The following is a 21,448-nucleotide window of genomic DNA, read 5'->3' on the forward strand; positions in this document are numbered from 1 at the left end:
GGTCGTCCTCCGTGCTCATCGGTCGTCCTCGTCGCTCTGGGGGCCGCGCCACCCGGCGACGGGCAGCTGGAACTTCGCGACCAGGCGGTCGGTGAACGGAGCGTCCTTGAGGCGGGCGACACGCACCGGGTCGGGCGAACGCCGGACCTCGACACGGGCACCCGGGGGCAGGTCGTGGGTCCGTCGGCCGTCGCACCAGAGGACACCGACGCCGCTCGTGCGCCGCAGGACCTCGATCGCGAGCGTGCAGTCCGGCCCGACGACGATCGGACGGGCGAACAGGGCGTGGGCGCTCAGCGGCACCATGAGCAGCGCGTCGACATCCGGCCACACGATGGGGCCACCACCGGAGAACGAGTACGCCGTGGAGCCGGTCGGGGTCGACACGACCACGCCGTCGCAGCCGAAGGACGACAGCGGGCGGCCGTCGACCTCGGTCACGACCTCGAGCATCCGCTCCCGCGAGGCCTTCTCGATCGTGGCCTCGTTCAGCGCCCAGCTCGAGTAGACGATCTGGTTGCCGACGACCACATCGACCTGCAGGGTGACGCGTTCCTCGACGTTGTACTCGCCGGACAGCGCGCGCTCGACCGTCTCGGACAGGCCGTCACGCTCGCTCTCGGCCAGGAACCCGACGTGCCCGAGGTTCACCCCGATGAGCGGAGCGCCGGTGTTGCGCACGAGTTCCGCCGCGCGGAGGATCGTGCCGTCGCCACCGAGCACGATGACGATCTCGAGCTGGTTCGGCTGGACGTCGACGCCGAGGATGTCGACCTTGCCGACCGACGCTTCGGCACGACGGATGTCGGCGTACTCGTCGAAGGGCATGACGGGCGTGAGACCGGCTGCGTGCAGGAGGTCGCAGACCTCGACCGCAGCGTCGATCGAGTCACGGCGACCCGTGTGGGACACGAGCAGGATGTGCCGTTCGTCACTCATGAAGACCCTTCCGTGAGTTCGGTCGCCCGGACTCTCCATTCTGTCGGATTGCCCCCGACACCGCGCTGGAAGCGGGCCAGGTACTCGTGGTTGCCGTGCGTCCCGACGATCGGGGACGCGGCGAGCCCACTGGTGCCGAGGCCCAGGTCCCACGCCGCCCACAGCACGTTCATGAGCGCGTCGTTCCGGAGTCCGGCGTCGTGCACGATGCCCTCGCGCACACCGCCACGGCCCACTTCGAACTGGGGCTTCACCAGGAGCACGAACTCGTCCGCGGGGACGGCTTCGGCCAGCGCCGGCAGCACGAGTCGGAGCGAGATGAAGGACAGGTCCCCCACCACCAGGCTCGTCTCGACGGCGGCACCGTCGAGCGCCAGGTAGTCGGCGCGCGTGAGGTTCCGCGCGTTCGTCCCCTCGACCACGGCGACGCGTTCGTCGAGTGCGATGGTGGGGTGCAGCTGCCCGTGGCCCACGTCCAGCGCGATGACCCGGCGCGCGCCGCGCGCGAGCAGCACCTGGGTGAACCCGCCGGTGCTCGCACCCACGTCGAGCACGACCCGGCCGGCGGGGTCCACGTCGAACGCGTCGAGTGCGCCGACGAGCTTGCGGGCCGCACGCGAGACCCATTCGTCCGCGGCGTCGACCTCGATGTCCGCGTCGGACGCGATCGGCGTCGACGGTTTCAGGACGGCACGGCCGCCCACGAGCACCCGGCCGTCCTGGATCAGCTTGCTGGCGACGGTGCGCGACCGTGCGAGCCCGCGTGCGGCGAGGAGGGCGTCGAGGCGGACCGGGGTCGCGTCGTGCACGGCTCCGTCCGGCTCAGGCACTCGCGGAGCCGCCGCTCTCGAGCCGCGTCCGCAGCTCGTCGTGCAGGGCGGAGAAGGCGTCGGCACGGTCAACGAGCGGCAGGGCCTCGGCCTCGGCTGTGCGCGCGGCGAAGGCGTCCTGCTGCTCGGGATCGGCGGACGGCTGCTCGGGGTTCGGCACGTCCGACACGCTACTCGCCGCCGTACAGCTGCGGGTCCACGTCGAGGCCGTAGATGGCCAACCCGGACTCCCAGATGAGCGTCGAGCCGGCACGGAGCCGATCGATGTCCGTCCCGGCATCGAGCACCCGGACGACGTGCCCGCGCATCGCCACCGTCGAGGTACCGACGGTCACGTACCGGGTGCCGTCCTCGTCCTCGCGCCGCGCCGTCTCCGGGTAGGGCTGGGACAACCCCCGGAGGTCTTCGAGCACGTAGGTGGGACGCGAGCGCTGGTCGGCCGCGAGCACCTGCTTCGCCTTGTCGATGCCGGTGAGCACGAGCACGCTCGGGATACCGGCGTCGTTCGCACCCTTGATGTCGGTGTCCAACCGGTCCCCGATGAACAGGGTGTGACCGCCGCCGAAGCGCTCGAGGGCCGTGTCGAAGATCGGCCGCTCGGGCTTGCCGGCGACCACGGGCATCCGGCCGACCGCCTGGTGCACGGCGGACACGAGTGTGCCGTTGCCGGGTGCGATGCCCCGCTCGACCGGGATCGACCAGTCCATGTTCGTGGCCACCCACGGCACGTCCGGGTCCGCCAGTGCGAACGAGGCCTCGGCCAGTTCCTTCCAACCGAGGTCCGGCGAGAAGCCCTGGATGACCGCGGCCGGGGAGTCCTCGGCACTCGAGGTGACCGTGAACCCGGCTGCCTCGACGATGCTCGACAGGCCGAGCCCGCCGGTGACCAGGACGGTCGACCTGGCCGGCACCAGGGTCGCGAGCAGCTGGACGCCGGCCTGCGACGAGGTCACGACGTCACCCTCGGACACCTCGAGCCCGTACCGCTCGAGGTGCTCGGCGACGTCGATCGGGCGGCGCGACGCGTTGTTCGTGATGTAGCCGACCCGCGCCGTGAGCGACGCCCGGGTCAGGGCCTCGACCGCGTGCGGGATGGCGTTGCGGCCCCGGTAGACGACGCCGTCGAGGTCGGTGAGGACCACGTCGACGCCGTCGGTCAAGGCCGCAGACTGCTCAGTCGGCTGCGGAGCCGTCGACGTCGCGGGGGTTGTCGTCGTCGATCTCGCCGGGCTCGTCGGCTGCGGAAGTGTCGTCGTCGAGGTCGTCGAGGGCGGGTTCGTCATCGAGGTCGTCGGCGGATTCGTCGGCGCCGTCGAGTTCGTCGGTCGCGACGTCGTCGGCTCCGAGGTCATCGGCGTCGTCGTCTCCGGCGTCTCCGTGTTCTTCGACTTCGAGCGTTTCCTCGACCACATCAACTGTCTCCCAAGCGTTGTCGTCCGCGATTTCGGCGAGGGCCGCTGCCGCGCGGTCCACACGGGCCCACCACTCGTCGGCCTCGTCCTGTCGACCGAGCTCCTCGAGCGTGGCCGCGTAAGCACTGTAGAGCGCCGGGGACCACGTGTAGGCGGTGGACGGGTCGAGCTGTGGAATCTCCAGCTCACCGAGGGCGGCTGTGGGGTTCCCGAGGTCGAGACGAGCGCCGGACATGGCGATCGCGAGCTCGACCTGCACCGGGGTGTCGAGGGCCGAGCGCTCGACCGAGCGACCGAGCTCCAGTGCCCGCTCCGGACGGCCCAGGCCACGCTCGCAGTCCACCATCATCGGGAGCTGGTCGTTGCGACCGGAGATCCGACGGTAGGTGCGGAGCTCCCGGAGCGCGGTGGCGAAGTCGCCGAGGCGGTACGCGGTGATCGCGGCCGTCTCCCGGACGACACCGACACGACCGGCACGACGAGCAGCGCTCAGAGCGTGCTGGTTGGCCGTCTCGGGGTCGTCGTCGACGAAGAGCGCAGCGGCCACGAGGTGACGCGCAACCCAGTCGGCGTTGTCCTTGCTGAGGGTCTTCAGCTCCATCCGGGCCGCAGGGTCGAGGTCGCGCGCCTGGATCTCCTCGGGGATCTCGGGGTCGTCGTGGCGCGGACGGATCGACTTCGTGCCGTAGGGGTCGCGGTCTTCCCAGTCGTCGCGCGCGGCCTCACCGAAACGGGCGCCGGCGTGACGGCTGCCGTCACCGAAACGACGACGGTCCTCACCGCCGTCGCGGGCCGGGCGGTCCGACGAACCGCCGCGGAACGGACGGTCGGACGAACCACCACGGGCCGGACGGTCGGACGAACCACCACGGTACGGGCGGTCGGAGGAACCACCACGGTAGGGGCGGTCGCCGTCACGAGCGGGACGATCCGAACCACCACGGTACGGGCGGTCGCCATCTCGGGCGGGACGGTCCGAACCACCACGGTACGGGCGGTCCCCGTCACGAGCCGGGCGGTCAGAGCCACCACGGAACGGACGGTCGCCATCACGTCGCGGACGATCTGAGCCGCCCTGGAAGGGTCGGTCTCCGTCACGGCGCGGCCGGTCCAACGACCCGCCACGGTACGGGCGGTCACCATCACGAGCAGGACGGTCCGAGGAGCCGCCACGGTACGGACGGTCGCCATCACGAGCGGGACGGTCCGACGATCCGCCACGGTACGGACGGTCGCCATCACGAGCGGGACGGTCCGACGATCCGCCACGGTACGGACGGTCGCCATCACGAGCGGGACGGTCCGACGATCCGCCACGGTACGGACGGTCGCCATCACGGCGCGGACGGTCCGAGCCGCCCTGGAACGGGCGGTCACCGTCACGAGCCGGACGGTCTGAGCCACTACGGAACGGACGATCGCCATCGCGCCGCGGACGATCGGCACCGCGCGGACCATCGCCGCGCGGCGGCCGGCCGGAGTCACCACGGTCGCCCTGCCACGACGGACGGTCGTTCCGGTCGCCGGAACGGAACGGACGGTCGCCGTCGCGACGCGGAGCGCTGTCCCGTCGAGGCGCGCCGTCACGGAACGGACGGTCTCCACCCTGCGGACGATCGCGACGGTCGCCTTCGCGGCGCTCGAACTCGCGAGGACCGGACGACCAACGACCATCACTCTGGCCGTCCCGACGCGGAGCGCCGTCGCGACGCGGGAACCGGTCGCCGTCCCGCCGGGGTCGATCTCCGCGGTCCCCGTCGTTCCGCCGCTGATCGTCGTCGTTCGCCACCGTTGCTCCTCATCGCGTGCCCGGTGCAGTGCCTCGGGCGTTCGTCCGCTGTGTCGTTGTGTTGGGTGCCGCGTCGGTCACCCGACGTCGGCCTCCAGTCCATCACGAACCAGAGCCGGCGTCGAGCGAACGGCGGCGAAAACAGAAATGGCCACCGGCCCCGACCGAGAACGAGGGTTTCCCCTGCGAATTCTCGATGGAGGGCCGATGGCCACATCTTTCATACGTTAAGTCCGGCGGCGTCCTACTCTCCCACAAGGTCCCCCTTGCAGTACCATCGGCGCTGAGAGGCTTAGCTTCCGGGTTCGGAATGTGACCGGGCGTTTCCCTCTCGCTATGACCACCGGAACACTCTCGACCAGATCATGCATTTGGTCTCAAAGCTGTCCCAGCTACCATCTCCCGTGAAGAAGACAGAGCGGTGTATTCAGTTTCGATTCCCGATCGTCTGTCGGGAACCACAAAGTGGACGCGAGCCCGTGCAACAAGTGCACGGAAATCAGTGTGTTATCAAGTCTTCGGCTTATTAGTACCGGTCAGCTCCACGGGTCGTTAGTCCCCGCTTCCACATCCGGCCTATCAACCCAGTAGTCTGCTGGGAGCCTCTCACACTCAAGGTGCATGGAAATCTCATCTCGAAGACGGCTTCCCGCTTAGATGCTTTCAGCGGTTATCCGGTCCGAACGTAGCTAATCAGCGGTGCCCTTGGCAGAACAACTGACACACCAGAGGTTCGTCCATCCCGGTCCTCTCGTACTAGGGATAGATCTTCTCAAATTTCCAACGCGCGCAGCGGATAGGGACCGAACTGTCTCACGACGTTCTAAACCCAGCTCGCGTACCGCTTTAATGGGCGAACAGCCCAACCCTTGGGACCTACTCCAGCCCCAGGATGCGACGAGCCGACATCGAGGTGCCAAACCATGCCGTCGATATGGACTCTTGGGCAAGATCAGCCTGTTATCCCCGAGGTACCTTTTATCCGTTGAGCGACAGCGCTTCCACAAGCCACTGCCGGATCACTAGTCCCGACTTTCGTCCCTGCTCGACCTGTCAGTCTCACAGTCAAGCTCCCTTGTGCACTTACACTCGCCACCTGATTGCCAACCAGGTTGAGGGAACCTTTGGGCGCCTCCGTTACTCTTTGGGAGGCAACCGCCCCAGTTAAACTACCCATCAGGCACTGTCCATGAACCCGATCAGGGTCCTACGTTAGACATCCAAAGTGACCAGAGTGGTATTTCAACAATGACTCCACGAACACTAGCGTGCCCGCTTCACAGTCTCCCACCTATCCTACACAAGCCACTCCGAACACCAATACCAAACTGTAGTAAAGGTCACGGGGTCTTTCCGTCCTGCTGCGCGTAACGAGCATCTTTACTCGTAGTGCAATTTCGCCGAGTTCGCGGTTGAGACAGCTGGGAAGTCGTTACGCCATTCGTGCAGGTCGGAACTTACCCGACAAGGAATTTCGCTACCTTAGGATGGTTATAGTTACCACCGCCGTTTACTGGGGCTTAAATTCAGAGCTTCGCCCAAAGGCTAACCCTTCCTCTTAACCTTCCAGCACCGGGCAGGCGTCAGTCCGTATACATCGTCTTGCGACTTCGCACGGACCTGTGTTTTTAGTAAACAGTCGCTTCCCACTGGTCTCTGCGGCCTTCAACGCTCACGGAGTAAATCCGGTCACGTGTCCGGCCCCCCTTCTCCCGAAGTTACGGGGGCATTTTGCCGAGTTCCTTAACCACGATTCTCTCGATCTCCTTGGTATTCTCTACCTGACCACCTGAGTCGGTTTCGGGTACGGGCGGCTGCAACCTCGCGTCGATGCTTTTCTCGGCAGCATAGGATCACTGATTTGCCCTTACGGGTACGCGTCGGATCTCAGGCACACAGACGACGGATTTGCCTATCGTCAGCCCTACATCCTTACACCAGGTTCACCTTACGGATACCATCGCCTGGCTCAGCTACCTTCCTGCGTCACACCTGTTCATACGCTAACCGCACCAGCATGGGGTCGAGCGTTAGACCGGCCACCATCACCCCGAAGGGATCCGGTTGTACCGGGTTAGGACTCTTAGCACCACTGGATTAGCTTGGGCGGTTGTTCGCCGGTACGGGAATATCAACCCGTTGTCCATCGACTACGCCTGTCGGCCTCGCCTTAGGTCCCGACTTACCCAGGGCGGATTAACCTGGCCCTGGAACCCTTGGTCTTTCGGAGGACGGGTTTCTCACCCGTCTTTCGCTACTCATGCCTGCATTCTCACTCGTGTAGCGTCCACGGCTGGATCACTCCGCCGCTTCACTCGCCACACGACGCTCTCCTACCACTCCGCACGACTGAACCACGAAGGCTTGTCTATAGTGCGAAATCTACAACTTCGGTGGTGTGCTTGAGCCCCGTTACATTGTCGGCGCGGAATCACTTGACCAGTGAGCTATTACGCACTCTTTCAAGGGTGGCTGCTTCTAAGCCAACCTCCTGGTTGTCTGTGCAACTCCACATCCTTTCCCACTTAGCACACGCTTAGGGACCTTAGTTGGTAGTCTGGGTTGTTTCCCTCTCGACGATGAAGCTTATCCCCCACCGTCTCACTGCTGCGCTCTCACTCACCGGCATTCGGAGTTTGGCTGACGTCAGTAACCTGTTGAGGCCCATCGGCCATCCAGTAGCTCTACCTCCGGCGAGAAACACGCAACGCTGCACCTAAATGCATTTCGGAGAGAACCAGCTATCACGAAGTTTGATTGGCCTTTCACCCCTATCCACAGCTCATCCCCTCCATTTTCAACTGAAGTGGGTTCGGTCCTCCACGACGTCTTACCGTCGCTTCAACCTGGCCATGGATAGATCACTTCGCTTCGGGTCTAGAACATGCGACTCAAACGCCCTATTCAGACTCGCTTTCGCTACGGCTGCCCCTCACGGGTTAACCTCGCCACATATCACTAACTCGCAGGCTCATTCTTCAAAAGGCACGCCGTCACCCCTACTAAGGAGGCTCCGACGGTTTGTAAGCAAACGGTTTCAGGTACTATTTCACTCCCCTCCCGGGGTACTTTTCACCTTTCCCTCACGGTACTTGTCCGCTATCGGTCATCTGGGAGTATTTAGGCTTATCAGGTGGTCCTGACAGATTCACACGGGATTTCTCGGGCCCCGTGCTACTTGGGATACACATCCGGCCATAACACCATTTCGTCTACGGGGCTGGCACCCACTACGGCCCGGCTTTCAAACCGGTTCGACTATGATGCGCTGTAACCGTCCCAGTCCGGCAGAACTGAGTGACGTGTCCCACAACCCCGACCATGCAACGCCCGCCGGCTATCACACATGATCGGTTTAGCCTCATCCGCTTTCGCTCGCCACTACTCACGGAATCACATGTTGTTTTCTCTTCCTGTGGGTACTGAGATGTTTCACTTCCCCACGTTCCCTCTACCCGCCCTATATATTCAGGCGGGAGTCACCAGGTCGCAAAACGCCTGGCGGGGTTTCCCCATTCGGAAATCCTCGGATCGATGCTCGATTATCAGCTCCCCGAGGCTTATCGCAGATTTCTACGTCCTTCATCGGCTCCAGATGCCAAGGCATCCACCGTTTGCTCTTAGAAACTTGACCACAAAGATTAAAATTGCGATCCAACGTCACCAATCAACAACCCGAGGGCTGATCATGGATGACGCGAATCAAAGATGCTCGCGTCCACTGTGTAGTTCTCAACATACGATCGGCACCAGCACTCCCCCACCACAACGGTAGGTTCACCCTGGCCCGACGAAGGACCCGTAGGCCCAACCCCCACCACCACTCACGTGACGACAGGAAGCCTGGTCCCTCAGGACCCAACAACGTGCACCAGCCAGTCGCTCCACCCCGACCCGTCCCAACCCTGCAAGCAGAGCGTACTGAGGTCGGAAGCATCACTCCCAACTGCACTGTCAATGTTCCACCCATGAGCTACCCGTCGGACACGTTCGGTCCGAATCAGGCGCCTGGACCATGCGTGCCCCGATAAGGGACAACACGAGGCCAGATGCTCCTTAGAAAGGAGGTGATCCAGCCGCACCTTCCGGTACGGCTACCTTGTTACGACTTAGTCCTAATCACCGATCCCACCTTCGACGGCTCCTTCCACAAGGGTTAGGCCACCGGCTTCGGGTGTTACCGACTTTCATGACTTGACGGGCGGTGTGTACAAGGCCCGGGAACGTATTCACCGCAGCGTTGCTGATCTGCGATTACTAGCGACTCCGACTTCATGAGGTCGAGTTGCAGACCTCAATCCGAACTGAGACCGGCTTTTTGGGATTCGCTCCACCTTACGGTATCGCAGCCCTTTGTACCGGCCATTGTAGCATGCGTGAAGCCCAAGACATAAGGGGCATGATGATTTGACGTCATCCCCACCTTCCTCCGAGTTGACCCCGGCAGTCTCCTATGAGTCCCCGGCATAACCCGCTGGCAACATAGAACGAGGGTTGCGCTCGTTGCGGGACTTAACCCAACATCTCACGACACGAGCTGACGACAACCATGCACCACCTGTACACCGACCACAAGGGGGCGACCATCTCTGGCCGTTTCCGGTGTATGTCAAGCCTTGGTAAGGTTCTTCGCGTTGCATCGAATTAATCCGCATGCTCCGCCGCTTGTGCGGGCCCCCGTCAATTCCTTTGAGTTTTAGCCTTGCGGCCGTACTCCCCAGGCGGGGCGCTTAATGCGTTAGCTACGACACAGAAACCGTGGAAAGGTCCCTACATCTAGCGCCCAACGTTTACGGCATGGACTACCAGGGTATCTAATCCTGTTCGCTCCCCATGCTTTCGCTCCTCAGCGTCAGTTACGGCCCAGAGATCTGCCTTCGCCATCGGTGTTCCTCCTGATATCTGCGCATTCCACCGCTACACCAGGAATTCCAATCTCCCCTACCGCACTCTAGTCTGCCCGTACCCACTGCAAGCCCGAGGTTGAGCCTCGGGATTTCACAGCAGACGCGACAAACCGCCTACGAGCTCTTTACGCCCAATAATTCCGGACAACGCTTGCACCCTACGTATTACCGCGGCTGCTGGCACGTAGTTAGCCGGTGCTTTTTCTGCAGGTACCGTCACTTTCGCTTCTTCCCTACTAAAAGAGGTTTACAACCCGAAGGCCGTCATCCCTCACGCGGCGTTGCTGCATCAGGCTTTCGCCCATTGTGCAATATTCCCCACTGCTGCCTCCCGTAGGAGTCTGGGCCGTGTCTCAGTCCCAGTGTGGCCGGTCACCCTCTCAGGCCGGCTACCCGTCGTCGCCTTGGTGAGCCATTACCTCACCAACAAGCTGATAGGCCGCGAGTCCATCCCCAACCAAAAAATCTTTCCACCACCAGACCATGCGGCCAGTGATCATATCCAGTATTAGACGTCGTTTCCAACGCTTATCCCAGAGTCAGGGGCAGGTTACTCACGTGTTACTCACCCGTTCGCCACTAATCCACCCAGCAAGCTGGGCATCATCGTTCGACTTGCATGTGTTAAGCACGCCGCCAGCGTTCGTCCTGAGCCAGGATCAAACTCTCCGTAAAAAAATACAGACCCAACACCCGAAGGCATCAGACCGAGTTGATTCTGACTGTTGACTGTCTACTGACAATCTTCAATCCAAAAGGAATTGCTTCATGACCCAGTCAGCAAGCCGACCAGGCACGAGGTCAATCAATAAATTGGCATTGACAATGTGCACGCTGTTGAGTTCTCAAGGACCAGACGCACTTGCTCCTCGGCTCGAGTTCGAGCTTCAGCCACAAGGCTTGTGTTCTTGGCTTGCCACCGGTGGTTCGTCGGACCCGGAGGTCCAGTGGCTCATCCCGAGGGGAGAGAACCGGTGGGCTTGTCATCCTAGGCGTCGAAGCGATTCGGCGCAAGGCCCGATCTGAACTTCAGTGGAGGATGGTCCCGCTTGAGGGCCGACGTGCTCTGGGCTTTCGCTCCAGCCGCTCCGCCGCACCTTTGGGGTGACGAGTAAGAACTATACGCAGCCCTGAGCGAGTGCGCCAAGCCAGCTCCCATCCCGGGCGTGTCGCGTTGTGCAACACACGTCGCCCGGACGCAGCGATGCCCGGTTCCACAGGGGAACCGGGCATCGCAGGGGGTCGAGCAACCGGGGTCAGGCGAGGGTCACGCCGGCGAGGGTCTTCTTGCCACGACGCAGTACGAGCACTCCCCCGGGCAGGGCGAGGTCGGACAGCGGGGCGGCTGGGTCTTCGGCCCTGACGTTGTTCACGTAGACGCCGCCTTGGTCGATCGCACGGCGGGCCTCGCCGAGGGACTTCACGAGTCCGGTCTCCACGAGTGCGCGTGCGACGTCCGCTCCGGAGTCGAGCGTGACCGTGCCCGGCAGCGCGGCGATCGCCGACCGCAGGGTCTCCGGGTCCAGCGCACCGAGCTCGCCGTTGCCGAACAGCGCGGCCGCGGCATCGATCGCCGCCTGGGTCGCCGCCACCCCGTGCACGATCGAGGTGACCTCGAACGCCAGGGTCCGCTGGGCTTCTCGTCGGAAGGGTTCGTCGGCGACGGCCTGCTCGAGTCGTTCGATCTCGGCACGCGTCAGGAACGTGAACTGCCGCAGTCGGGCGATGACGTCGGCGTCCGCCGTGTTGAGCCAGAACTGGTACAGCGCGTAGGGCGAGGTCATCTCGGCATCGAGCCAGATCGCGTTACCCTCGCTCTTGCCGAACTTCGTGCCGTCGGAGTTCGTGATGAGCGGGGTCCCGAGGGCGTGCACCGTGGCACCTTCGGCACGACGGATGAGCTCGGTCCCGGAGGTCAGGTTGCCCCACTGGTCCGAGCCACCGGTCTGCAGCGTGCACCCGTACTGGCGCCAGAGCTCGCGGTAGTCGAGCCCCTGCAGGATCTGGTAGCTGAACTCGGTGTAGCTGATCCCCGCATCGGAGTTCAACCGCGCGGCCACCGCGTCCTTCTTGAGCATCGAGTTGACGCGGAAGTACTTGCCGACGTCACGCAGGAAGTCGATCGCGGACAACGGTGCGGTCCAGTCGAGGTTGTTCACCAGCCGGACGCCGTTGGCGCCGTCCGGACTGAGGAACCGGGACACCTGTGCCTGCAACCGGGACACCCACTCCGCCACGGTCTCCGGCGTGTTCAGCGTGCGTTCGGCCGTGGGACGGGGATCGCCGATGAGACCGGTCGACCCACCCACCAACGCGAGCGGCTTGTGCCCGGCGAGCTGCAGCCGGCGCATGGTCAGGAGCTGCAGCAGGTTGCCGCAGTGCAGCGACGGCGCCGTCGGGTCGAAGCCGCAGTAGTACGTGATCGGCTCACCGTCGAGGGCCTCTTGCAGCGCGGTCTCGTCGGTCGAGACCTGCACCAGACCGCGCCACTGCAGTTCGTCCCACACCGAGTCGAAGGCGGGGTCGTTCTGCTGGCGCGTCAGGACGTCTTGAGCGGTATCACTGGACACTCCGCCATCGTAGCGGCGACGGACGTCCGGCAGGCGCGGCAGCCGGGAGGCCCGGGGCCGGGTTCAGGAGTCGAGGGCGCCCTTGTGCCGTCGGTACGTCGAGACCGTGGGGTCACCCGTCAGCCAGAAGCGCCAGGGGTACCGCACCCCGCCGGCGATGCCGCCGACGCCGGTGCGCGGGCCGCGGGAGATCCGCGGGACCGCAGCGCCCGCGGGCGGACCGGCCAGGGTCTCGGACAGGAGCTCGTCGACCACGTGGGCCGGTCCGGCGGAGGCGAGCCGGGCCTCCAGGCCGGGTGCCAGGGTGAGCACGAACGGACCGGACCCGTCGAGGAGCGACGTGCCGTCGTCCTGCCCGAGGACCGCTCCGAGCGCACCACCGAGGTTGCCGGGACCGCGTGCCAACGCGACGTCCGCGACCGTCGACCCGCGCCGCGCTCGCGCGACGTCCAGTCCCTCGACGACCTCGGCACCGCGCAGCAGCGAGCCCGACGAGGTTCCGGCCGGCCCGCTCACGACGTTGACGCAGGTGTGGATGCCGTACGAGCGGTAGGCGTACAGGGTGCCGGGCGGACCGAAGAGGTGGCGGTTGCGCTCCGTCATCCCCCGGTTTCCGTGTGAGCCGGGGTCGGTGGGGCCGGAGTAGGCCTCGACCTCGGTGATGCGGAGCGTCACGCCGCGCCCCGCGATCGTCGCACCGAGCAGGGCCGGCGCGATGATCGGGGCGGGCTCGGCGAGCAGCGCGGCGATCCCCGGGGTCATCGCGAGAAGGGTGCGCCCTCGGCCAGGTCGCGGACGCGGCGGGTGACGGACGCGAGCTGCTCGGCGACCCGGTCGGGTGCGGTGCCGCCGACGCCGGAGCGCGATGCGACGCTGCCCTCGATGGTCAGGACGGAACGGACGTCGGGCGTGAGGTGCTCGGACACCGACCGGTACTCGTCGTCGGTCGGCTCGTCGAGCTCGATGCTGCGCTCCTCGCAGTACCGAACGAGCGCGCCGGAGACCTCGTGCGCATCCCGGAACGGGACGCCCTGACGGACCAGCCACTCGGCGACGTCCGTCGCGAGCGAGAAGCCCTGCGGCGCGAGCTCGGCCATCCGGTCGGTGTCGAAGGTCAGGGTCGCGATCATGCCGGTGAACGCGGGCAACAGGACCTCGAGCGTGGCGACGGAGTCGAAGACCGGCTCCTTGTCCTCCTGCAGGTCGCGGTTGTACGCCAGCGGCAGTCCCTTGAGGGTCGCGAGGAGCCCGGTCAGGTTGCCGATCAGGCGCCCCGACTTGCCCCGGGCGAGCTCGGCGATGTCCGGGTTCTTCTTCTGCGGCATGATGCTCGAGCCGGTCGAGAACGCGTCGTGGAGCCGGACGAAGCCGAACTCCTTCGTGTTCCAGAGGATGACCTCTTCCGACAGGCGCGAGACGTCGATGCCGATCTGCGCGAGGACGAACGCGAACTCGGCGACGACGTCACGGGCTGCCGTGGCGTCGATCGAGTTGTCCGCCGGACGGTCGAAGCCGAGCTCCGCGGCGATCGCGGCGGGATCGAGGCCGAGGGAACTGCCCGCCAGCGCACCGGCACCGTACGGGCTGACGCTCGCGCGGCCGGCCCAGTCGCGGAGGCGCTCGAGGTCGCGGACGAGCGGCCAGGCGTGCGCGAGCAGGTGGTGGGCCAGGAGCACCGGCTGTGCGTGCTGCAGGTGCGTGCGCCCCGGCATGATCGCGGCCGGGTGCTCGGTCGCCTGCTGGGTGATCGCGTCGACGAGGTCGATGACGAGTCGGCCGATGCGCCGCCCGTGGTCGAGCATGTGCATGCGGCCGAGGGTGGCGATCTGGTCGTTGCGGCTGCGGCCGGCACGGAGCTTGCCGCCGAGCTCGGGACCGAGGTCGGCGATGAGCAGGCGTTCGAGGGCGCCGTGGACGTCCTCGTCGGAGTCGTCGGGCTGCAGTGTGCCGTCGACGTGCGCCGCTTCGAGCCGGTCGAGGCCGGCGAGCATGCGTTCGAGCTCGTCGGCGGTCAGGTAGCCCGCGGTGTGCAGCGCTCGGGCGTGGGCACGGGACCCCGCGATGTCGTAGGGCGCGAGCTGCCAGTCGAAGTGCGTCGACTTCGAGAGCGCGGCGAGGGCCGCACTCGGGCCGTCGGCGAAGCGGCCACCCCAGAGGGCACCGGTGTTGGTGGCGTCGGTCTTCTCGTCGGTCATGTCGTCCTGCGTCGTTTCGTCTGTGGTGCGGCTGTCGGTCAGTTCGCCGCGTCGCGGCGGGCGGAGATCTTGCTGGGCAGTGACCAGAGCTCGATGAAGCCCCTGGACACGGACTGGTCGAACGCGTCGCCGGTGTCCGACGTTGCCAGGTCGAAGTCGTAGAGGCTCTGCTCCGACCGACGGCCCGTCACGGTGGCACGCCCGCCCTGCAGCCGCAACCGGACGTCGCCGGAGACGTGTTGCTGGGTGTGCTCGACGAAGGCGTCGAGGCTGCGCTTGAGTCCGCCGAACCACAGTCCGTCGTAGACCAGGTCGGCCCACTCGGACTCGACGCCGCGTTTGAACCGGGCGACGTCGCGCTCGAGGGTGAGGCTCTCGAGCTCCTCGTGCGCGGCGATGAGCGCGATCGCGGCCGGCGCCTCGTAGACCTCGCGCGACTTGATGCCGACCACCCGGTCCTCGACGACGTCGATCCGCCCGACGCCGTGCTTGCCGGCGACCGCGTTGAGCTCCTGCACCATGCGCAGCACGCTGAAGCGCTGCCCGTCGAGGGCGACCGGGACACCACGGTCGAAGGTGATCGTGACCTCGTCGGCCTGCTGCGGGAGCGCCGGGTCCTGCGTGGTCGCGTAGAGGTCGGCGGCGGGGGCGTTCCACGGGTCCTCGAGGAGCCCGGTCTCGACGGCTCGGCCCCACACGTTCTGGTCGACCGACCACGGCTCCCGCTCCGAGTGCTGGATCGGCAGCCGGTGCTCCTGCGCGTACGCGATGGCGCGGTCGCGGGTCAGGGCGCGGTCCCGCACCGGGGCGACGGTCCGCAGATCCGGTGCGATCGCCGCGACGGCTGACTCGAAGCGGACCTGGTCGTTGCCCTTGCCGGTGGAGCCGTGCGCGACGCTGTCGGCACCGAGTTGCTTCGCCGTCAGCGCGAGGTGCTTCGCGATGAGCGGGCGGCTCAGTGCCGAGACGAGCGGGTACCGCTTCTGGTAGAGCGCGTTGGCCCGGAGCGCCGGCACGATGTACTCGTCGGCGAACTCGTCCTTGGCGTCGACGACGAGTGACTCCACGGCGCCGCAGTCGAGCGCACGCTGCCGGACCGCCCCGAGGTCTTCTCCGCCCTGGCCGACGTCGACCACGAGTGCGACGACGTCCTTGCCGGTGGCGTCGCGCAGCCAGCCGATCCCGACGGAGGTGTCGAGACCGCCGGAGTACGCGAGGACGACGCGGTCAGCCACTGGTGATCGGTCCGTCGGCTAGTCGTTGGCGAGCAGCCAGGCCAACAGCGCCTTCTGGGCGTGCAGACGGTTCTCCGCCTCGTCCCAGATGATGCTGCGCGGGCCGTCGATGACGTCGGCGGTCACTTCGAACCCACGGTCGGCCGGCAGGCAGTGCATGAAGACGGCGTCGTCGGCGGCGTGCGCCATGAGCGCGTCGTCGACGCGGTACCCCGCGAAGGTGTCGAGACGCGACTGCTTCTCGGACTCCTTGCCCATCGACACCCAGGTGTCGGTGACGACCACGTCGGCACCCGCGACCGCGGCCACCGGGTCGGTCACCACGAGGACGGAGCCACCCGTCACGGCGGCGCGTTCCTCGGCGTCGGTGACGACCTGCGCCGACGGGGAGAACTCGGCGGGGGCGGCGACGCGGACGTGCATGCCCGCCGTCGCCCCGGCGAGCAGGTACGACTGCGCCATGTTGCTCGCGCCGTCGCCGATGAACGCCACGGTCTGCCCGGCGAGGGCGCCGCGGTGCTCACGGATGGTGAGCAGGTCGGCGAGGAGCTGGCAGGGGTGGAAGTCGTCGGACAGCGCGTTGACGACGGGGACCGTCGTGCCGGCGGCCATCTCCTCGAGCCCGGCCTGGCCGTAGGTGCGCCACACGATCGCCGACACCATGCGCTCGAGCACACGGGCGGTGTCCGACGGGGTCTCCTTGCCGCCGAGCTGGCTGTTCGCCGTCGAGATGATCAGCGGGCTGCCGCCGAGGTCGGAGATGCCGACGTGGAAGGACACCCGGGTACGGGTCGACGACTTGTCGAAGATCACCGCGACGCTCTGCGGACCGGCCAGCGGCTTCTCCGCCCAGCGGTCGGCCTTCATGCGGTCGGCGATGTCGAGGATCGCGGACTGCTCGGCCTGGCTCAGGTCGTCGTCGCGGAGGAAGTGGCGGGTCATGCTGTGGGCTCCTGCGCTGCGGCGACGGCCGCGAGGCTCTGGGCGAGGATCGACAGGAACTCGTCGATCTCGGCGTCGGACACGATGAGCGGCGGCGCGATGCGCAGGCTCGACTCGTTGGGGGCGTTGATGATGAGGCCACGCTCGAGGGCGGCTGCGTTCACGGCCGGACCGATCGGACCGGTCAGACCGACGCCGATGAGCAGGCCGGTGCCACGGACCTCTTCCACCAGCGGGGAGCCGATGGCGCTGATGCCGTCCCGGATCCGCTCACCCTTGACCACTGCGCCGGCGACGAGGTCGGCGCGCTCGATCTCCTGGAGCACCGCGTTGGCGACTCGGGTGCCGAGCGGGTTGCCGCCGAAGGTCGAACCGTGCTGCCCGGCCGAGAACAGGTCGGAGGCCCAGCCGAACGTGACGAGGGCGCCGATGGGGAAGCCACCGGCGATGCCCTTGGCGACGGTGATGGCGTCCGGCGTCACACCGTGGCCCTGGAACGCGAACCAGTTGCCGGTCCGGCCGACACCCGTCTGGATCTCGTCGAGGATCAGCAGTGCGCCGTGCTCCGCGGTCAGTCGGCGTGCCGCCAGCAGGAAGCCCTCCGGCAGGTCGACCACGCCGGCCTCGCCCTTGATGGGTTCGAGGATCAGGGCGGCGACGGATTCGTCGATCGACGCTTCGAGCGCCTCGATCGAGGTGTCGATGTGCTCGACACCCGGGATCATCGGCAGGAAGTCCTGCTGCAGCGCGGGCTTGCCGGTGAGCGCGAGGGCGCCCATCGTGCGGCCGTGGAAGCCCTGCTTGAGCGCGAGGATCCGGGTCTTGGTGCCGTCCGCACCCTTGTTGAGGCGGGCCAGCTTGAACGCGGCCTCGTTGGCCTCGGCGCCGGAGTTGCCGAAGTACACGCGGCCCGCGTCGCCCGCGCCGGTGATGCGCTTGAGGCGCTCGGCGAGTTCGAGCTGCGGCGGGGTGGCGAAGTAGTTCGACACGTGCACGAGCTTCGCGGCCTGGTCGGCGATCGCCTCCACCAGGGCGGGGTGCGCGTGGCCGAGCGAGTTCACCGCGATGCCGGCGAGGAAGTCGAGGTACTCGTTGCCCTCGACGTCCCAGACGCGGCAGCCCTGGCCGCGCTCGAGCATGATCTTCGGCGGGGTCAGGGATCGCATGAGCGACGCCCCGAACCGGTCGTTCCAGGTCTCGGTCTGCGTCTCGGTGCTCACTGCTGGTGTCCCTTCTCGTTCGTACCCGCCACGTGCTGGCCGGTACTGCTGTCGATCGACGGCGACGCCACGCGACGGCCGATCTCGGCGTGGGTCATCTGGTTCTCGGTTCGTCGGCTCGGATCCGGGATCACCTCGGTACCCGCACCCCGCAGGGTGAAGACCTCGAGCAGGATCGAGTGCGGGATCCGGCCGTCGATGATCGTCGCACCGCCGACCCCGCCGACCACGGCGTCGAGGCACGCGGTCATCTTGGGGATCATCCCCGACTCGAGGCTCGGCAGGAGCTCGCGGAGCTCGTCGACCGCGATGAGGTCGACGATCGAGTCACGGTCGGGCCAGTTGCGGTACAGGCCGGGGACGTCGGTGAGCATCATGAGCTTCGAGGCCCGGAGCGCGATCGCCAGGGCACCCGCCGCAGCGTCCGCGTTCACGTTGAGTGCCTGGTCGGGGTGCGCGTCGTCGATCGCGATGCTCGAGACGACCGGGATCCGGCCGGCCTCGATCGCGGCGAGCACACCGGACGGGTCGACGTGGGTGATGTCCCCGACATGGCCGAGGTCGTACTCCTGCCCGTCGACCACGACGCCCTTCTTCTCGCCGGTGAACAGCGATCCGCCGTCGCCGAACACGCCGACGGCCAGGCCCTCGCCGTGTTCGTTCATCAAGTCGACGATCTCGCGGTTGACCTCGCCGGCCAGGACGTCGCGGACGACCGTGATCGCCTCGGTCGTCGTGACGCGGTAGCCGCCGCGGAACTCGGACTCGATGCCCTGTTCCTTGAGGGCGGCGGAGATCTGCGGCCCCCCACCGTGCACGACAACCGGGTGCAGGCCGGCGTAGCGTAGGTAGACCATGTCCTCGGCGAAGGCGCGCTTCAGGTCCTCGTTCACCATGGCGTTGCCGCCGAACTTGACCACGACGACCTTGCCCGAGAAGCGCTTGAGCCATGGCAGCGACTCGATGAGCGTCGCCGCCTTGACCGCGGCGAACTCGTGTTCTTCTTCCTTCGTGAGGGGCGTGCCGGCCCCGTTCGTGTCGGCCGCCATCAGCTGGAGTACGCGCTGTTCTCGTGCACGTAGTCGTGCGTGAGGTCGTTGGTCAGGATCGTGGCCGAGTGCGTGCCGACACCGAGGTCGATGCGCACGTGGGTGTCACGCGGGGTCAGGTCGACGGAGTCGCTCCGCTCGTCGGGTGCGCCCGCGTGGCAGACCCGGACGCCGTTCATGCTGACGTCCACCGCGTACGGGTCGAACTCGGCGTCGGTGGTGCCGATCGCTGCGAGCACCCGGCCCCAGTTCGGGTCGTTGCCGAAGACCGCAGCCTTGAACAGGTTGTTCCGGGCGACGCTCCGACCGACGGTCACGGCGTCGTCCTCGGTCGCGGCGTGCACGACCTCGATCGCGATGTCGTGGCTCGCGCCCTCGGCGTCCTGCTGCAGCTGGCGGGCCAGGTCGGCACAGACCGCGGTCAGGGCCTCCTGGAAGTCACCGACCTCGGGCGTCACGCCGCTCGCACCCGACGACAGCAGGACGACGGTGTCGTTCGTGGACATGCAGCCGTCGGAGTCGACCCGGTCGAACGTGATGCGGGTGGCGGCGCGGAGCGCCTGGTCGAGCTGGTCCGGGGTCTGCACGGCGTCCGTCGTGATGACGACGAGCATCGTCGCGAGGCCCGGGGCGAGCATCCCCGCACCCTTGGCCATGCCGCCGACGGTCCAGCCGTCCTCGGTCACGACGGACTGCTTGGCCTTCGTGTCCGTCGTCATGATCGCGGTGGCCGCATCCGGACCGCCGTCGTCGCTGAGTGCAGCACTCGCCAGGTCGACGCCACGGAGCACGTTGTCGCGGAAGGTCTGGTCGCCCACACCGATGAGCCCGGTGGAGCAGACGACGACGTCGCCGGCCCCGATCCCGAGGGCGTCGCCCACGGCTTCGGCCGTCAGGTGCGTGGTCTGGAAGCCGAACGGGCCGGTGAAGCAGTTCGCGCCGCCGGAGTTCAGGACGACGGCACGCGCGACGCCGTCACCGACGACCTGGCGGGACCAGATGACGGGGTGCGCCTGGGCCCGGTTGCTGGTGAAGACGGCGGCCACGGCCGCGTCGGGGCCATCGTTGACGACGAGGGCCACGTCCGGCTTGCCGCTCGTCTTGAGACCGGCGGTGACGCCGGCGGCGCGGAAGCCCGCTGCCGCGGTGACGCCCTGGAGGCCCGGCTCGGTCTGGGTGGTCGTGCCTGCGTCGGTCACGGTGCGACTCCGTCCACGCTGAGGCCCGTGGTCTCGGGGAGACCGAGGGCGATGTTCGCCGACTGGACGGCGGCGCCCGCCGTGCCCTTGGCGAGGTTGTCGAGCGCGGTCACCGCGACGACACGGCCGGCGGCCTCGTCGACGGCGATGCCGACGAGCGCGGTGTTCGCACCGATCGTGTCCGCGACCCGGGGGAACTCGCCCTCGGGCAGCAGGTGGACGAACGGCTCGTCGGCGTACGCCTGTTCCCAGGCGAGTCGGACGTCGCGTGCGCTGACGCCGGGCGAGAGCTTCGCGGTGGTGGTCGCGAGGATCCCCCGCGACATCGGGACCAGGACCGGCGTGAACGAGATCGTCACGTCGGAGGCCCCCGCGACCTGCAGGTTCTGCTGGATCTCGGGGACGTGCCGGTGCGAGCCGCCGACGGCGTACGCGCTGGCGGACCCCATGATCTCGGAGGCCAGGTAGGTGGTGCTGAGCTTCTTGCCGGCACCGCTCGGGCCGACGCTGAGCACCGCGACGAGGTCGTCGGACTCGACGAGGCCGGCCTGGATGCCCGGCTGGATGCCGAGCGTCACCGCGGTGACGTTGCAGCCGGGCACCGCGATGCGCTTCGTGCCGACCAGGGCGGAACGCTGCTTGCCCTGCGAGGCGATGTCGTCGACCTCGCGCCATTCATCGGCCGAGCCCGGAGTGGGCGCCGCGAGCAGCAGCTCGGGCAGCCCGTAGGTCCACGCGCCGAAGTAGTCACCGCCGTAGAACCGCTCCCACGCCGCCGGGTCCGTCAGACGGTGGTCCGCGCCGCAGTCGATGACGAGCGTGTCGTCGCCGAGTTCCGCGGTGATCGCTCCGGACTGCCCGTGCGGCAGTGCCAGGAACACCACGTCGTGCCCGCGCAGCGTCTCGGCCGTCGTCTCCGCCAGGGTCAGGTGCGACAGTGAACGGAGGTGCGGCTGCGTCGCGATCAGGGGCTGTCCGGCGTTCGAGAACGCCGTCACCGTCCTGACCTCGAACTCGGGGTGGGCGGAGAGCACGCGCAGGAGCTCACCACCCGCGTAGCCGGAGGCTCCCGCCACGGCGACGGATACGGACATGGGATTCCACCTTTGGTCGGACTGGTCGTCGAGAGAGTCGGAGGCGGCGACCCCGGGCGGTGCTGAT

At 66.9% G+C, this 21,448-nt stretch carries 14 protein-coding genes and 3 rRNA genes; all 17 read right to left on the reverse strand.

Annotated features, from left to right (window positions below; genetic code table 11):
• Nucleotides 1-15 precede the first annotated feature (15 nt).
• The 17 genes from ORG17_RS14980 to ORG17_RS15060 all read right to left on the reverse strand — a co-directional run bounded on the left by ORG17_RS14980 (nucleotide 16) and on the right by ORG17_RS15060 (nucleotide 21,381).
• Nucleotides 16-939, reverse strand: a complete 924-nt coding sequence (locus tag ORG17_RS14980; protein ID WP_071245131.1) for an NAD kinase — start codon at nucleotides 937-939, stop codon at nucleotides 16-18.
• Complete coding sequence (locus ORG17_RS14985; protein WP_214527361.1) at nucleotides 936-1,769, reverse strand: TlyA family RNA methyltransferase; 834 nt, start codon at nucleotides 1,767-1,769, stop codon at nucleotides 936-938. Before ORG17_RS14985 ends, ORG17_RS14980 begins: the two co-directional genes overlap by 4 nt.
• A complete protein-coding gene (locus ORG17_RS14990; RefSeq protein ID WP_214527362.1) occupies nucleotides 1,762-1,929 on the reverse strand; it encodes a hypothetical protein in 168 nt (55 codons plus the stop codon). The genes ORG17_RS14985 and ORG17_RS14990 overlap by 8 nt, the downstream gene beginning before the upstream one ends.
• Before the next feature lie 10 nt (nucleotides 1,930-1,939).
• Nucleotides 1,940-2,929, reverse strand: a complete 990-nt coding sequence (locus ORG17_RS14995) for an HAD-IIA family hydrolase (RefSeq protein WP_214527363.1) — start codon at nucleotides 2,927-2,929, stop codon at nucleotides 1,940-1,942.
• A 13-nt stretch (nucleotides 2,930-2,942) separates the two neighbouring features.
• Complete coding sequence (locus tag ORG17_RS15000; RefSeq protein ID WP_250892414.1) at nucleotides 2,943-4,295, reverse strand: hypothetical protein; 1,353 nt, start codon at nucleotides 4,293-4,295, stop codon at nucleotides 2,943-2,945.
• A 906-nt stretch (nucleotides 4,296-5,201) separates the two neighbouring features.
• Nucleotides 5,202-5,318: ribosomal RNA gene (gene rrf / locus ORG17_RS15005) — 5S ribosomal RNA — on the reverse strand.
• Nucleotides 5,319-5,476: 158 nt separating this feature from the next.
• Nucleotides 5,477-8,604: ribosomal RNA gene (locus ORG17_RS15010) — 23S ribosomal RNA — on the reverse strand.
• A 426-nt stretch (nucleotides 8,605-9,030) separates the two neighbouring features.
• Nucleotides 9,031-10,552 (reverse strand): 16S ribosomal RNA (locus tag ORG17_RS15015).
• Together the 16S, 23S and 5S rRNA genes form the textbook arrangement of a ribosomal RNA operon.
• Before the next feature lie 581 nt (nucleotides 10,553-11,133).
• On the reverse strand, nucleotides 11,134-12,447 hold the full coding sequence (gene tyrS / locus ORG17_RS15020) for a tyrosine--tRNA ligase (protein ID WP_301565253.1): 1,314 nt from the start codon (nucleotides 12,445-12,447) through the stop codon (nucleotides 11,134-11,136).
• A 63-nt stretch (nucleotides 12,448-12,510) separates the two neighbouring features.
• Nucleotides 12,511-13,209, reverse strand: coding sequence for a DNA-3-methyladenine glycosylase (locus ORG17_RS15025; protein ID WP_214526328.1), 699 nt, complete (start codon nucleotides 13,207-13,209; stop codon nucleotides 12,511-12,513).
• A complete protein-coding gene (gene argH, locus ORG17_RS15030; protein WP_214526327.1) occupies nucleotides 13,206-14,642 on the reverse strand; it encodes an argininosuccinate lyase in 1,437 nt (478 codons plus the stop codon). Before argH ends, ORG17_RS15025 begins: the two co-directional genes overlap by 4 nt.
• A 38-nt stretch (nucleotides 14,643-14,680) precedes the next feature.
• Entirely contained in the window at nucleotides 14,681-15,877 is a 1,197-nt protein-coding gene (locus ORG17_RS15035; protein ID WP_214526326.1) for an argininosuccinate synthase, read from the reverse strand.
• 18 nt (nucleotides 15,878-15,895) lie between these two features.
• A complete protein-coding gene (gene argF, locus ORG17_RS15040) occupies nucleotides 15,896-16,819 on the reverse strand; it encodes an ornithine carbamoyltransferase (RefSeq protein WP_071405139.1) in 924 nt (307 codons plus the stop codon).
• The gene (locus ORG17_RS15045) at nucleotides 16,816-18,039 is read right to left on the reverse strand and encodes an acetylornithine transaminase (RefSeq protein WP_214526325.1); all 1,224 of its coding nucleotides are present in this window, start codon (nucleotides 18,037-18,039) and stop codon (nucleotides 16,816-16,818) included. The genes argF and ORG17_RS15045 overlap by 4 nt, the downstream gene beginning before the upstream one ends.
• Entirely contained in the window at nucleotides 18,036-19,088 is a 1,053-nt protein-coding gene (gene argB, locus ORG17_RS15050) for an acetylglutamate kinase (RefSeq protein WP_111058105.1), read from the reverse strand. Before argB ends, ORG17_RS15045 begins: the two co-directional genes overlap by 4 nt.
• A complete protein-coding gene (argJ, locus tag ORG17_RS15055) occupies nucleotides 19,088-20,287 on the reverse strand; it encodes a bifunctional glutamate N-acetyltransferase/amino-acid acetyltransferase ArgJ (RefSeq protein ID WP_214526324.1) in 1,200 nt (399 codons plus the stop codon). The genes argB and argJ overlap by 1 nt, the downstream gene beginning before the upstream one ends.
• On the reverse strand, nucleotides 20,284-21,381 hold the full coding sequence (locus tag ORG17_RS15060) for an N-acetyl-gamma-glutamyl-phosphate reductase (protein WP_071244125.1): 1,098 nt from the start codon (nucleotides 21,379-21,381) through the stop codon (nucleotides 20,284-20,286). The genes argJ and ORG17_RS15060 overlap by 4 nt, the downstream gene beginning before the upstream one ends.
• Nucleotides 21,382-21,448: the final 67 nt, after the last annotated feature.

Source organism: Curtobacterium flaccumfaciens pv. betae (genome assembly GCF_026241855.1).
GTDB classification, from domain to species: domain Bacteria; phylum Actinomycetota; class Actinomycetes; order Actinomycetales; family Microbacteriaceae; genus Curtobacterium; species Curtobacterium flaccumfaciens.